Origin of the sequence: Lawsonibacter sp. JLR.KK007, from assembly GCF_036941135.1 — a bacterium.
In the GTDB taxonomy this organism is placed as follows: domain Bacteria; phylum Bacillota; class Clostridia; order Oscillospirales; family Oscillospiraceae; genus Lawsonibacter.
In genome coordinates this window covers 1-12,232 of the sequence record NZ_JAYWSY010000002.1, presented here as the reverse complement: position 1 = coordinate 12,232, position 12,232 = coordinate 1, and the positions used below count along the sequence as shown (strand labels likewise).

Annotated in this window: 21 protein-coding genes; all 21 read left to right on the top strand. The window is 59.6% G+C overall.

What is annotated here, in order from left to right; all coding sequences use genetic code 11:
- Nucleotides 1–3 precede the first annotated feature (3 nt).
- Nucleotides 4–189, top strand: coding sequence for a hypothetical protein (locus tag VV088_RS09670; protein WP_334598888.1), 186 nt, complete (start codon nt 4–6; stop codon nt 187–189).
- Complete coding sequence (locus tag VV088_RS09665; protein WP_334598887.1) at nt 186–371, top strand: hypothetical protein; 186 nt, start codon at nt 186–188, stop codon at nt 369–371. Before VV088_RS09670 ends, VV088_RS09665 begins: the two co-directional genes overlap by 4 nt.
- A 273-nt stretch (nt 372–644) precedes the next feature.
- Nucleotides 645–899, top strand: a complete 255-nt coding sequence (locus VV088_RS09660) for a hypothetical protein (protein ID WP_334598886.1) — start codon at nt 645–647, stop codon at nt 897–899.
- Nucleotides 896–1,126, top strand: a complete 231-nt coding sequence (locus tag VV088_RS09655) for a hypothetical protein (protein ID WP_334598884.1) — start codon at nt 896–898, stop codon at nt 1,124–1,126. Before VV088_RS09660 ends, VV088_RS09655 begins: the two co-directional genes overlap by 4 nt.
- Nucleotides 1,123–1,530, top strand: coding sequence for a hypothetical protein (locus VV088_RS09650; RefSeq protein ID WP_334598880.1), 408 nt, complete (start codon nt 1,123–1,125; stop codon nt 1,528–1,530). Before VV088_RS09655 ends, VV088_RS09650 begins: the two co-directional genes overlap by 4 nt.
- The gene (locus VV088_RS09645) at nt 1,514–1,714 is read left to right on the top strand and encodes a hypothetical protein (RefSeq protein WP_334598879.1); all 201 of its coding nucleotides are present in this window, start codon (nt 1,514–1,516) and stop codon (nt 1,712–1,714) included. The genes VV088_RS09650 and VV088_RS09645 overlap by 17 nt, the downstream gene beginning before the upstream one ends.
- Before the next feature lie 137 nt (nt 1,715–1,851).
- Nucleotides 1,852–2,601, top strand: coding sequence for a hypothetical protein (locus tag VV088_RS09640; protein ID WP_334598877.1), 750 nt, complete (start codon nt 1,852–1,854; stop codon nt 2,599–2,601).
- A 71-nt stretch (nt 2,602–2,672) separates the two neighbouring features.
- The gene (locus tag VV088_RS09635; RefSeq protein ID WP_334598876.1) at nt 2,673–3,074 is read left to right on the top strand and encodes a hypothetical protein; all 402 of its coding nucleotides are present in this window, start codon (nt 2,673–2,675) and stop codon (nt 3,072–3,074) included.
- 65 nt (nt 3,075–3,139) lie between these two features.
- Nucleotides 3,140–3,349: a helix-turn-helix domain-containing protein gene (locus VV088_RS09630; protein ID WP_334598875.1), complete on the top strand. Its 210-nt coding sequence runs from the start codon at nt 3,140–3,142 to the stop codon at nt 3,347–3,349.
- Nucleotides 3,350–3,497: 148 nt separating this feature from the next.
- On the top strand, nt 3,498–3,797 hold the full coding sequence (locus VV088_RS09625; RefSeq protein ID WP_334598874.1) for an HNH endonuclease: 300 nt from the start codon (nt 3,498–3,500) through the stop codon (nt 3,795–3,797).
- Nucleotides 3,798–4,103: 306 nt separating this feature from the next.
- Nucleotides 4,104–4,493 (top strand): hypothetical protein, encoded by a 390-nt coding sequence (locus VV088_RS09620; protein WP_334598872.1) that lies wholly within the window; start codon nt 4,104–4,106, stop codon nt 4,491–4,493.
- Nucleotides 4,490–6,142 (top strand): terminase large subunit, encoded by a 1,653-nt coding sequence (locus VV088_RS09615; RefSeq protein WP_334598871.1) that lies wholly within the window; start codon nt 4,490–4,492, stop codon nt 6,140–6,142. The genes VV088_RS09620 and VV088_RS09615 overlap by 4 nt, the downstream gene beginning before the upstream one ends.
- A gap of 4 nt (nt 6,143–6,146) precedes the next feature.
- Nucleotides 6,147–7,472 carry a phage portal protein gene (locus VV088_RS09610; RefSeq protein ID WP_334598869.1) on the top strand — a complete coding sequence of 442 codons (1,326 nt, stop codon included), beginning with the start codon at nt 6,147–6,149 and terminating at the stop codon, nt 7,470–7,472.
- A 1-nt stretch (nt 7,473) separates the two neighbouring features.
- Nucleotides 7,474–8,094, top strand: a complete 621-nt coding sequence (locus VV088_RS09605) for an HK97 family phage prohead protease (protein WP_334598868.1) — start codon at nt 7,474–7,476, stop codon at nt 8,092–8,094.
- Nucleotides 8,095–8,099: 5 nt separating this feature from the next.
- Complete coding sequence (locus VV088_RS09600) at nt 8,100–9,434, top strand: phage major capsid protein (protein WP_334598867.1); 1,335 nt, start codon at nt 8,100–8,102, stop codon at nt 9,432–9,434.
- An 11-nt stretch (nt 9,435–9,445) separates the two neighbouring features.
- Complete coding sequence (locus VV088_RS09595; RefSeq protein WP_334598865.1) at nt 9,446–9,790, top strand: phage head-tail connector protein; 345 nt, start codon at nt 9,446–9,448, stop codon at nt 9,788–9,790.
- Between the two features lie 2 nt (nt 9,791–9,792).
- On the top strand, nt 9,793–10,137 hold the full coding sequence (locus tag VV088_RS09590; RefSeq protein WP_334598864.1) for a phage head closure protein: 345 nt from the start codon (nt 9,793–9,795) through the stop codon (nt 10,135–10,137).
- A complete protein-coding gene (locus VV088_RS09585; RefSeq protein WP_334598863.1) occupies nt 10,134–10,466 on the top strand; it encodes a hypothetical protein in 333 nt (110 codons plus the stop codon). Before VV088_RS09590 ends, VV088_RS09585 begins: the two co-directional genes overlap by 4 nt.
- Nucleotides 10,467–10,472: 6 nt before the next feature.
- The gene (locus tag VV088_RS09580) at nt 10,473–10,907 is read left to right on the top strand and encodes a hypothetical protein (protein WP_334598862.1); all 435 of its coding nucleotides are present in this window, start codon (nt 10,473–10,475) and stop codon (nt 10,905–10,907) included.
- A gap of 18 nt (nt 10,908–10,925) precedes the next feature.
- Nucleotides 10,926–11,735 (top strand): chitobiase/beta-hexosaminidase C-terminal domain-containing protein, encoded by an 810-nt coding sequence (locus VV088_RS09575; protein WP_334600445.1) that lies wholly within the window; start codon nt 10,926–10,928, stop codon nt 11,733–11,735.
- 54 nt (nt 11,736–11,789) lie between these two features.
- Nucleotides 11,790–12,179, top strand: a complete 390-nt coding sequence (locus tag VV088_RS09570) for a hypothetical protein (RefSeq protein ID WP_325224795.1) — start codon at nt 11,790–11,792, stop codon at nt 12,177–12,179.
- Nucleotides 12,180–12,232: the final 53 nt, after the last annotated feature.

Sequence of the window (12,232 nt, the reverse complement as noted above, 5' to 3'; positions counted from 1 at the left end):
CGCTTGAAAATCAAGATTACAAAGAAGCTCCCGACCGATCCAGAAAACCGCCCGGAGGTGGGCGGCGTGTACGAGGTTGTCCGGCAAGCGCCGGGGCAGTATGGGCCGATCCTATTTATCAAGGTCGGCGGCGTGGAGGTCGGCGTTTTGGGCGGGGAGTATGAGCCCGCGGCGGAGGTGGAACCGTGAGCCGCCGGGTCTATCGCTGGAGGGTCTCCCCTCCTCCCGGCTCCGGCTTTGAGACGGTCGAGGTCCTCGGGGCCTCCCGCTATGAGGCTATGATCGCCGCCGCGAAATTGTGGCGCACTCCCTGGACGCAGATCGCCTGCGCTTGCACCTTTGAAAGGCTCGGGGAGGTAGCGGAGAAATGAGAGAAGCGGACATTTATAGAGCCGCCCTCGAAAATGGGGCGCAGACGCTCAAACCCTCATGGTATTTGAGGAAATGGCAGAACTACAAAAAGAACTTTGCAAAAATGCCAGGGGGAAAGACAACCGCGGGAGTATTGCGGAGGAGATCGCAGACGTTCAAATTATGCTGGAGCAAATGATTGCCCTCCATAATTGCCGCGCTATGGTTAGGACATATAAGGCCGCAAAACTTGACCGATTGAAAGAGCGGTTAGGTCTCGGGGAGGTGGAGACGTGAACGATCTCCCGGTTTGGCAACTTCCAGTAATGAGCGAAACGGGCGCAAGTGCAAACGCCTACATACCAAAAACGGCAAAATACCATTGTTTCATTGACAACGCCTCTCTTTGCAAGAGATACACCCAGGATACGGACTATTACGAGACAGGGATCGAAAGCGGAGAAATTCTCCGCAGACCGGAAATAGCTTGTAAAAAATGCCGGAAAATGTGGTTACGGCGGTATGTGCCGGAGGAGGCGGAGCCGTGAAAAAGGGAAAGAACCGGGCCGCGGCGGCGGTCGAGCTGGTCGCCGTCCTCCTGGCAACCGCCGCCGCCTTTGCGTGGGGACAGCGGGCCGCCCTGATAGAGCGAGGCTATACTGCCCACGGCGGGGAATACCTCCTCCTCGTAATTCCTTTTATCTACTACACCGGGAAACGGATCGCCGAGGACTGGATTGTGGAGCTCCGGGAGCTATGGAGGGGCAGACAGTGAAGGAAACGATAAAAAGGCTTGAGATCGCGTTCATGGGATACGACACCCAACAGACAAAGGCGGCGTTTCAACGGTTTGCAAGAGACAATCAGGAGGAAATAAGAACCGATTTATTGAAAATGGGGCTTTTGACCCTAAAGGACGGGACGCGGATCACGGCAATAACTCCAGGGACGGCGGGCTCGGGAATTTGTGCATACAAATACGACCAACTGATCCTCGCAGACGACAGCAGAAAAAGGATATACTCCGCACGGTGGAGGGAAATAAGCCTATTTTTACAAACGGCTATGGATCGCTCGTGCGTCCCGGAAGGATACAAAATTTTATTTTATGATCTCGACGCCCCGGAACCGCGGAGCGAGACCAGGAAAGGAGCGGGAAAACATGGGGAGGAATTATAAAATTTGTCCCAGGTGCGGGGACCACCTGGACCACGGCGAGCGGTGCGAGTGCATGGACCGCCGCCCGGAAACCGCGGAGACGGCCAGAGCCACGCCGACCGAGCGGGCCCGGGGCTATGTGATCGGCGTCGACCTCGCCCAGGGGAAGGACCGCACGGCGAAAGCCTACATTTCCAGAGCATAAAAAAGAGCCCCGGACGCTTGACGAGAGCGTCCGGGGCGCAACCGCCCGGAGGGCTGATTGCTATACCACTATTATATTACCACCTCCGGGCTAAAAAGGCAAGAGCCACAGGCCAAAAGAAAAGGCGGTTTTTTGATATGCAAAGAGTCAAAAGGCGAATTTTTTCGGGGGCCGTATGCGAGCAAGTGGTTTTCAATGTCCCGGACAGAATAAAAAACCTGGACAAGGCGGAGCCGCGGCCCCGTTTCAAAACAGAGGAGGAGCGGGCCGCCCACAAGCTCGGAATTTCCCGCCGAAAACACGCCCGGATCGTAAATAACAATTTCGGGCCTACATCTAAATATAGCACCTTAACCATGGACGACGAGCACGAGGTCCACACCTTCCAGGAGGCGAGGCGGGTCCGGGATAATTTCTATAATCGCCTCATATACCACGCCCCAGGCGCTAAAATCATGCTTTACATGGGCCGGGGCAAAAACACTCACCGGATACACTTCCACATGATAAGTGAGGGCATACCGGAGGACCTGATCCGCCGACAATGGACCTCGGGCTCCGTCCTACGGATCGAAAACCTCCGGGAACATAACTATTACGACGGCGTAGACCGGGGGCGGGACTATACGGGCCTCGCCAACTACTTATTTAATCACTGGACGCCGGAGGTCGGCGGCCACAGGTGGAAGGGCTCCCGGAAAACCCTCCAAAAGCCGGACTATGAGGAACCGACCACCGTCAAGCGAAACTACACAGAGGACAAGCCGCCCAGGCCGCCGAAAGGCTATATTTTCGTAGAGGCCACGGCGACGAAATACGGATACCTTTATTATAAGTATGTCCTCAAACCGCCGCCGAGAAAGCGGCCCAAAAAGAAGCGGGAATAAACCCGCCTCGAAAGCCTTGTAAATGTGTAAAGTTTTGAACCCAAACCACAGCAGGAAGGAGATCGCAAAAAATGAACATCAACCAGTTAGCGAAAGAGGTCCACGACAACGCCGTCGCTCATGGATGGTGGGACAAGCCGCCCGCGCTCCCCGAGGCGCTTTGTCTGATCCATGCCGAACTCTCCGAGGCCCTGGAGGAATACCGGAACGGGGCCCCGCTCGTTTATGGGACGTGCGCCCTCGCTGAGGAGGATTGTCAGTATTACGCCATATGCGACAGAGCGGGCCAACCAGGGGCGGAGGGCGCGGACGGTCCTTGCAAGCCGGAGGGGATCGCCGTCGAGCTGGCCGACGTCCTCCTCCGCACTCTGGACCTCATGGCCGCCCTCGGAGTGGACGTGGACGCCGTGGTTATGGCAAAGCACAAATACAACCTCGGGCGGGAGTACAGACACGGAGGCAAAACCGTATGATCGCCCCAGGACGCCCCTCGGCGGGGGGGGGGTAACTGATCGCAACAGTGGAGGAGGTGGACCCCGTGGCAAAGAGTGAATTTCCGAACCAGCTCCGCAAGCTCCGGGAACGCCGCCGGATAAGCCGCCGGGTCCTGGCCGAGCTATGCGGAATAAGCAAAAGCGCCCTCTCCAGGTACGAGCGGGGGGAGCGTGTCCCCACCCTCACAGACGCCGAGGCGCTGGCCGACTTTTTCGAGGTCTCCCTTGACCGCCTTTGTGGCCGGGAAAAATAAATTTTCGGAGCGTCCCCGAACGGGGACACCGGGGGCCGTGGCCGTGGTTTAATTACCTTGTGGACATATAGCCGCCTGGAGCGGGACCACGCGCCGGGGCATGGGGCCCGGTCCCTCGGCTCCAGGCAAAGACGGGAGGGCGGCGGCGGTGCGGGACTTTGCGAAAGCGTTCTATCTCTCGAAAGAGTGGCGGCGGGCTCGGGCCTATGTATTCAACCGGGACGCGGGCCTATGCGTAAGGTGCGGGGCCCTCGGGGAGATCGTTCACCACAAGGAGCACCTCACGCCGGAGAATATCAGCAATCCAGAAATTGCGCTCAGCGAGGACAATCTCGAATTGCTTTGCCGAGAGTGCCACGCCCTCGCCCACGCCGGGGAGCTGGCAACAGACAGCGGGCTCACGTTCGACGACGAGGGAAATGTTGTCAAGCGTGAGTTACTGTCATAGCAAAAGCGGATCACAACGCAAGGGAAAATAAACCACAGGTGAAAGCAAGCCCAGCAGAAAACGCCCACCCATCCCGACCCCGGGCCGCCCATCCGTCCGGCCACGCGGGGCCAGCGCCTCGGCGGCGGTCGAGCGGGAAAAGAAAAGCGAACAGCCGCGGCGAGTCCTCGGCGCTCATGCCTCCCCCCCACCTCGGACCCCCGGGGGTGGGCTTTTCCGAACCGCGTCCCATCCCCGTCTATAACCCCCCGGGCGCACACATAAGGGGGGGGGTACAGCCCGCCGGAGAGGAGGTTTATACATCTTATGGCAAAACCAAAAACTTCCTATGAAAGCCTCTCAACCGCTGAAAAAACGGAGGTAAAAAAGCGAAAAATCGCTAAACTTTTCCGAGAATTGCCCGCCGAAAAGAAACAGTTTGCCGACGGTTTGATCTATCAACTGGCCGTGACAACTGTCACCCTGGAGCGCCTTGTGGAGGAGATCAACAACGGCGAACTGATCGAGGATTTTGTCCAGGGAACCCAAAAGCTCCGGCGCGAAAATCCGGCCCTCAAAAGCTACAATACCACGATCAAGTCGTTTACTGCCCTCTCGAAAAGCCTCCTCGACCTCCTCCCGGAAAAGACCCAAAAACAGGCCGGGGAGGAGCTTATGAATTTCGCAACTAAGCCCCCGGGGGCGGGTAGAAAATGAATTATATCCTTGCCTATTGGGAGGCAATCGAGAGCGGGAAGGTTGTCACAAGCCGCCGCGTCCGGGCCGTTTACAAGCGCCTCGCCCGGGAGATACAGGAGCCGGACCCGGATTCCCCGTATTATTTCGACGAGGAGATCGGGGAGCGCCCGATTATATTCGCCGAGCGGTTTTGCAAGCAATCCCAGGGCGTGATCGGGGCCCCGCTCGTGCTGGAGCTTTTCCAAAAGGCATATATTCAAGCTCTTTTCGGATTCCTGGAGAAGGAGACCGGATTCCGGCGTTACCGGGAGACTATGTTCCTCGTGGGCCGGAAAAATGGCAAGTCGACCCTCCTCGCCGCGATCGCCTTGTATATGCTGATCGCAGACTATGAGGGCGCGGCGGAGATTTACAGCGTAGCCACGAAAAAGGACCAGGCGAAAAAGGTCCTCACCGAGGCTATCAACATGGTCAAGCAATCGCCGGAGCTCCGGGCCGTTCTCAAGAAGCGGCGGAACGACCTCTATTTTGCGGCCACGGCCTCCATTTTCGAGGCCCTCGCCTCGGATTCTAACACCCTGGACGGCCTCAACGCCCACGCCGTCATTATTGACGAACTCCACGCAATCAAGGACCGGAACCTCTACGAGGTTATGAAGCAATCCACCTCCAGCCGCCGCCAGCCCCTTGTCGTTATGATTACCACGGCGGGCATGGTCCGGGAGAGCGTGTTCGACGAAATGTATGAGCTCGCTTGTAAGATCGCGGACGGCGTCGAGGAGGACCCGACTTTCCTCCCGATCCTCTACGAGCTGGACAGCCGGGACGAGTGGACCGATCCGACGAAGTGGCAAAAGGCAAACCCGGGCCTCGGGACCATCAAGCAATACAAGACCCTCGCGGCCTTTGTCCAGAGGGCAAAGATCAAGCCGGAGGACCTCCCCGGCGTCCTCTGTAAGGATTTCAACATCCGCGAGGTATCCGCCGCCGTCTGGCTATCCTTTGAGGCGATACAAAGCGAACTCCGCTTTGAGCTCCAGGACGTTTATAACACCTACGCCCTCGGCGGGTGCGATCTCTCTGCAACAACGGACCTCACTTGTGCGACCCTTCTCATACGCAAAGCCGGGGACCCGATCGTCTACGTTCTACAGCAATATTTCCTCCCGGAAAAACGGGTGGAGCACCTGGAGGACAAGAACACAAACGAGGCCCCATATCGGAAATGGGCGGACCGCGGCCTCCTCACCATCTGCCCGGGGAACCGCGTCAACTATTCCGACGTGACGGCGTGGTTTTGCCAAATGCGGGACGAGTGGAAGATCGACGCGATCAAGGTCGGCTATGACCGGGCCCTCGCCGGGTATTGGGTGGACGAAATGAAGTCGAACGGCTTTGACATGGAGGCCGTCGCACAGGGCCCCTACACCTGGAGCCAGCCAATGCGGGAAATGGGGGCCGCCCTGGAGGCGAAACAGGTCAACTATAACGGGAACCCGATCCTTGTTTGGTGTCTGACAAATACCGCCGTTAAAAAATCGGGATTGAACAACATCCAGCCCGTGAAAATCACGGACAAGCGGCGGATCGACGGCGCGGTCTCCCTTCTCAATGCGTGGGTTATGTATGTGAAATATTTCGAGGACTTTATGTATGCCGTGGGGTGAAACAATGGGATTTTTGAATATTCGCGGACTTTTTGAGTCCGTATTCGGTAAACGGCCAACGAGCGGGAGCAACCTCCCGGCGTTTCGGCTCCTCTCGTCCTATGACTCCAGCTTTACGCCATTTAATGGGCGGGCGTGGGACATTGGAACCGTCCGCGCCGCCGTGGACGCATGGGCCAGGAACGCGGCAAAGATACAGCCCCGGCACATCCGCCGCGCCGGAGGGCGGCGGGAGACCGTTTCTGACAGCTTAGAGCGGATTCTCCGGGTCCGGCCTAATCCGTATATGACCGCCTACGCCTTTTATTACCGCGTGGCCGCTCAATTCGTTGTGTATAATAACGCCTTTATCCTCCCCATGTTCGACGGCGGCAAGCTGACCGCCCTCTATCCGATCAACGCCTCCCGGGTGGACCTCGTGGAGGATATGGGCGGTATGTATGCCCGCCTCACCTTTGCGACGGGGAACGTCTACACGGTCCCCTATGAGCACCTCGTCCACCTCCGCCGTCACTACCTGGACAATGATATTTTCGGGGACGATAACCGCCCCCTCCTCCCCGCCCTGGAGACCGCGGACGCCTTTAACCAGGGAATGAGCAAATTTGCGAAACTCGTCTCCGTGATCCGGGGGATTCTGGAGGCCCCGACCGTCACAAAGCAAGAGGACCTCGCGGCTCGGCGGGACGCCTTTGTCCGGGATAATTTCAGCATGGAGGCCAACGGCTCCGGCGTGATTATCACGGACAGCAAACACAAATATACCCCCATCCAGCAGAAGGAGACGCCGATCCCCACCGGGCAACTCGAATTTGTCCGGCGGGAGATTTACGACTATTTCGGGATGAATGAGGCGATCGTCCAGAACAAGGCCACGCCGGAGGAAATGGACGCCTTTTATCAGGGCCAGCTCGTCCCGTTCTATATGCAACTCGCCCAGGGCCTCACCGATGCCATTTTTACGGAGCGGGAACAGGGTTTCGGGAATGAGGTCCTTTGTGAAATGGATCGTATTCAGTTTGAGACCCTGGACAAGCGGGTCGAGGCCGCGCAGTTTTTGGCACAGATCGGGGCCCTGGAGCTGGATCAAGTGCTGGATATTTTCGGATTCCCGCCCATCGGCGGCGACGAGGGAAAGCGCCGGGTCCAGACGTTGAACATGGTAAACGCCGAGATCGCGGACAAGTACCAAATGGGGACAACAGGGCAAAAGGCGGAGGAGACGCCGAAAGAGCCCCAGGAGCCGCCCTCCGGCGGCCCACAGGACACGCCGGAGCCCGAGGAGGGGCAGGAACCCACAGAGCCGAAAGACGGAAAGGAGGGCGCTTAAAATGCCCATTAAGAAGGGGCGCGAGTATCGCGCATTGCAGGGCTTTTCCCTCGTCCCCCGGGAGGGGGAGTCGGACGCCTACAAGGTGCGGGGGACGGCGATCGTGTTCGATACCCCGACCGTCCTCTTTGAGTGCGACGGCGTCAAGTATTACGAAGTGATCGACCGCCACGCGCTGGACGGGTGCGACCTCTCCGACGTGATTATGAACTACAATCACGGCGGGAAGGTGGTCGCCCGCCTCCGCAACAAGACCCTCACCCTCAACATCACGGACCGGGGCCTGGACATAGAGGCGGACCTCTCCGGCACAGTAGCGGGCCGGGACCTTTACGAGGAGATCGACGGCGGCTATATCGACAAAATGAGTTTTTCCTTTGCGGTGCAGGAGGCGGAGTATGACGCCGCCACCCACACCCGGAGAATAACTAAATTCCGCAAGCTATACGACGTTTCGGCGGTGGATATTCCCGCCTATGAGGAAACGGACCTCTCCGCCCGATCCTTCTTTGAGGTGGAGCACTCGAAGGAGGTCAAGGCTTTGGAGCAAGCCGCGAGGCGGCGGAGGCTTTTAGCGCGGACCCGTACCTATCCACACACCACACAGAAACAGGAGGAATAAAAACTATGTTTGAGAAAAGACGTAAAGAGATCGCCGCCCGCCGCGCCGAGATTCGGGCGCTTTTGGCCGGGGAGGGGGCCGTCGATATGGACGCCATGGAGAAGGAGCTCGACGCCCTGGACGCCGAGGAGCGGGACCTCGACCGCCGGGAGGCCGCGACCCGCCGCCTCAATGGCGGGGCGGGCCTGGAGGGCCGGAACGGCCAGCAGGGCGGCCACGGCGACCGGGGCTCCGGCGATCCTACCCCCGGCCCCGTGAACCCGATCGCCGGGGGCGGCGAGGCCCGGGGCGGCCTCCCCGTGGGCGTGGAGAGCCGCGCCGCCTACCTCGCCGACCTCCAGGGGATTCCCCTCCAGGACGTGGAGGCCCGCGCCCAGCGTTTCGCCGAGGGCGGGCGTATGGAGATCACCACCGACGCCCTTTGCCGCTCCCTCACCCTCACCAGCGGGAATATTGCCCAGCCGACCCGCGTCTCCGGGATTAACCCCGGCCAGAATATCGTCTCCGGGATCGTGGACATGGTCCGCGTCGTGGACGCTAACGGTATGGGCGAGGATTCCGTGGCCTATGAGGTAAGCGGCGGCCAGACGGCGGCCACCAAGAAGGACGACGGAACCGCCCCCGCGACCACGGACCCCGTCCTCCGTATCGCCAAGATTACCCCCGTTTTGATCTCCACTCTGTCCTATGTCTCTCGGAACATCCAGCGCACGACCCCCCTCAACTACCAGGGGCGGGTCTCCGAGGGCGCTTTGACCGCCCTCCGCAAGAAAACCGGGGGCCTCATTGTCACCGGGGACCCCGCGGCCACCATTCCCGAGCCGACGGGTATTCTCAAAGCCGCGGCCATTGAGGCGGGCTCCGACGTGGAGATCGGCAAGATCGACGAGAAAACCCTCCGCACGATTGCCCTCAAGTATGGCGGCGCGAACAATGTCGAGGGCGGCGGTGTTCTTCTCCTCAACAAGGACGACCTGATCGCGTTCGGCGACATTCGCGGGACCAGCGAGAAAAAGGCCGTTTACGAAATTGAGTTTTCCGAGAACAGCACCACCACGGGCACGATCAAGGACGGCGGCCTCGCGGTGAAATTCTGCATTGTGGACGAGCTCCCCGCCCTCTCCAAGACCACCTCGGCGGCGGGCTCCTATTGCATGGCATACGGGAAACCCCTGGCCTATCAGCTCGACTTGTTCGGGCCCTACACCGTGGAAGTCTCCCGCGACTATAAGTTCGCGGAGGGCCTCCTCGCCGTCATGGGCGAGGCTATGATCGGCGGGAATGTTATCACCGAAAACGGATTCCTCCGTATCAAGAAAAAGGCCAGCGCCGGGGCGTAAGGAGGCGGAGCATGAGCGAGAGCACGGGCCGGAGCCCCGCCGCCCGGGAACCCGCGGCGGACGTCTCGGAGGAGTATCTCGCCGCGGGGAGGCAGGCTGTACGAACGAAGTCGACAGCGTTTGACGGGGAGATCGTGGACCTGATCCGCGCCGCCCGGGAGGACCTCGCCCTCGGCGGAGTCCTCCCCGAGCGGGCCCAGGACGAGGAGGACCCACTCATTAAGCGGGCGGTTATGAACTATATCAAGGCGGAGTTTGGCCTCGACAATGAGGACGCGGAAAAATTCCGGGCCGTCTATGAACGCCTCAAGGTCTCCCTCGCTATGTCCTCGGACTACGTCGGCGGGGAGGTGTAGCCGTGTACTGGAGAGACGAGGCCGCCCTCATTCGAGAGGAAAAAAGGGTAAAACCGAACGGCTACAAGGAAACGGTCAAGACGCGGCGGGAGGTATTCGCCAACAAAAAGACCGCCACGCGCTCCGAGTTTTACACGGCAAAACAGGCCGGGGACAAGATCGCCCTCGTCCTGGAGGTGCGGGGCGCGGACTACCAGGAGGAGACCCTCGTGGAGTACGAGGGCCGCCTCTATGAGGTCGTGAGGGCCTACACCGAAAGCGGCGAGACCTACGAGCTAAACTGTAAAGAGGCCCAGGAGCCGCCAGAAACGGCCCAGGAGGGGCCGGACAAGGAGGGGGAGGGGTGAGTATCAATGAAACCTTGCGGGCCGTCCTGGAGCCTATAGCGCCCGCAGAGGCGGACGCCTACGAGGGCAAGAAAGCGGTTTACATCACGTTCAATTACCACACAACCCCGATCAATTACGGGGACGACGAGCCGGAACAGGAGCGGGTCTCCGTCCAGGTCCATCTATACGCCCCTCTCGGCTATGACATTACCGCAAAGCGGCGGGCCGTTAAGAAAGCCCTCGCCTCGGCGGGCTTCACCTATCCGGCCTATACCAACGCCTCGGATAAAGACGGTCAGCACCATGTTTTTGAGTGTGAAACCGTCGAGGGCTTAGAGGAGGAATGAAAGAGAATGGGACGCCTCACCGTGAATGGGCTCGACGCCCTCTCCGACGATTTCGCCGCCCTGGCTCGCCTACCGGATAGCGTGGTTGAGGGGATTCTTGAGGCCGAGGCGGGCGTTATTCTCCCGGCCCAGCGGGCGGAGATTGAAAAACAGTGGACAGGGCCGCACTCTTTGGGGATTTCCTCGAAGTCAGTCAAAAAGGGGAAGGTCAAAAAGGATCGGGACGGGCGCTCCCTCACCATCTACCCCCAGGGGACCCGCAAGCGCGGCGGGAGGTCCACAAGAAACGCCGAGATCGCTTTTATCAACGAATACGGGGCCCCGGGGCGGCACATAGCCGCCCGCCCCGCGATCGACGCCGCGAACAAGAAGAAAGAGAAAGAGGCGATAGACGCCGGAGAGCGGGTCTATAACCAATTTCTCGACAGCAGAAACCTATAAATTTTAGGAGGTTTTACTATGGCAAGTTTTGGGGCGAAATATCCCTATTTTAACCCCGTGGCGGAGGAGCCGGAGGGCAAGCTCCCGGTCTATAAGGACCAGGACCCCGTCCGGGTGGGCCGCCTCGTCAAGGCGGACCTCACCGTAAACCTCGCCTCCGGCAAGCTCTTTGCCGACGACGGCCTCGCCGAGAGCGTGGAGGAGTTTTCCTCCGGCTCTATCGCTATGGAGACCGACGACATGGAGGACCCCGTCGCGGGCGTCGTGTACGGTTGCACCGTAGAGGGGAAAATGGTCCGCTACAATGTCGGGGACGATCCCCCGGCGGGCGGCCTTGCGTACTTCAAGAAACTTATGAGGCGGAAAAAGGTCCTTTACAAGGGCTATTTCTATCCCCTCGTCAAGGCCGCCCTCGGAAACGACACCGCGCAGACCAAAACCGACAGTATCACATTCGGGACCAACAACACGACTTTTACAGTGTTCGCTTGTGAGACGGGCGACTGGAGGTTTACGGAGGAGTTTAAGACGGAGCCCGAGGCGATCGACTGGATCAAGAAACAGCTCAAGGGGAAGAAACGGGCCGCCACGCCCACGGCCACGCCCGCGGCGGGTGCGGTCGCCAGCGGCGCGACCGTTGCCCTCGCCACCACCACGCCGGACGCCGTGATCCGCTATACCACAGACGGCTCCGACCCGACCGAGACCTCCCCCGCCTATTCCTCCCCCATTGAGATTACGGAGGAGACCACGATTAAGGCGATCGCCACCGCTGAGGGATTCGCCGCCTCCGACGTGCTGGAGGCTCACTATACCCTGACGGAGTAACACACAGGGAGGCGGGACAACCCGCCTCCCTACAAGAATTTACAGGAGGGCGCTATGAAAAGCGTAAAAATCAACCTTGCGGGCCGGGTGCGATACCTCGCCTTTACCGTGGAGGCTATGTTTCAAATTCAAGAAGTTTTCGGCGGGTCCGGCGAAATGATCGAAGCTATCAAGGGCGACACACGGGAGGGATTTTCCGCCGCTTGCAAGGCCGCCGCAATCCTGGCAGAACAAGGAGAGCTCGTCCGGCGCGGCCTCGGGTATGACCCGGAACCTATGACGGACGCCGAGACAATCGCGGCGACAATGGCTCCGAGTGAGATCGCCGCCCTCAAGGTTGCGATCCCATCCGCCCTGACCCTCGGCTATGGCCGGGAGATTGAGGCAGACGCCGACGAGGTGGACCTCGGCCTTGCGGAGCTCAACACGCAAAAAAAAACGTAGTAACCCGCGCCCATTACATCCGCATGGGGACAGCGGGCGGCCTCTCAAAAAAA

Coding starts and splice junctions, on each gene's coding strand:
- VV088_RS09645 (WP_334598879.1), top strand. CDS start 1,514: ATGGGGAGGAATTATAAAATTTGTCCCAGGTGCGGGGACCACCTGGAC.
- VV088_RS09640 (WP_334598877.1), top strand. CDS start 1,852: ATGCAAAGAGTCAAAAGGCGAATTTTTTCGGGGGCCGTATGCGAGCAA.
- VV088_RS09635 (WP_334598876.1), top strand. CDS start 2,673: ATGAACATCAACCAGTTAGCGAAAGAGGTCCACGACAACGCCGTCGCT.
- VV088_RS09620 (WP_334598872.1), top strand. CDS start 4,104: ATGGCAAAACCAAAAACTTCCTATGAAAGCCTCTCAACCGCTGAAAAA.
- VV088_RS09615 (WP_334598871.1), top strand. CDS start 4,490: ATGAATTATATCCTTGCCTATTGGGAGGCAATCGAGAGCGGGAAGGTT.
- VV088_RS09610 (WP_334598869.1), top strand. CDS start 6,147: ATGGGATTTTTGAATATTCGCGGACTTTTTGAGTCCGTATTCGGTAAA.
- VV088_RS09605 (WP_334598868.1), top strand. CDS start 7,474: ATGCCCATTAAGAAGGGGCGCGAGTATCGCGCATTGCAGGGCTTTTCC.
- VV088_RS09600 (WP_334598867.1), top strand. CDS start 8,100: ATGTTTGAGAAAAGACGTAAAGAGATCGCCGCCCGCCGCGCCGAGATT.
- VV088_RS09595 (WP_334598865.1), top strand. CDS start 9,446: ATGAGCGAGAGCACGGGCCGGAGCCCCGCCGCCCGGGAACCCGCGGCG.
- VV088_RS09580 (WP_334598862.1), top strand. CDS start 10,473: ATGGGACGCCTCACCGTGAATGGGCTCGACGCCCTCTCCGACGATTTC.
- VV088_RS09575 (WP_334600445.1), top strand. CDS start 10,926: ATGGCAAGTTTTGGGGCGAAATATCCCTATTTTAACCCCGTGGCGGAG.
- VV088_RS09570 (WP_325224795.1), top strand. CDS start 11,790: ATGAAAAGCGTAAAAATCAACCTTGCGGGCCGGGTGCGATACCTCGCC.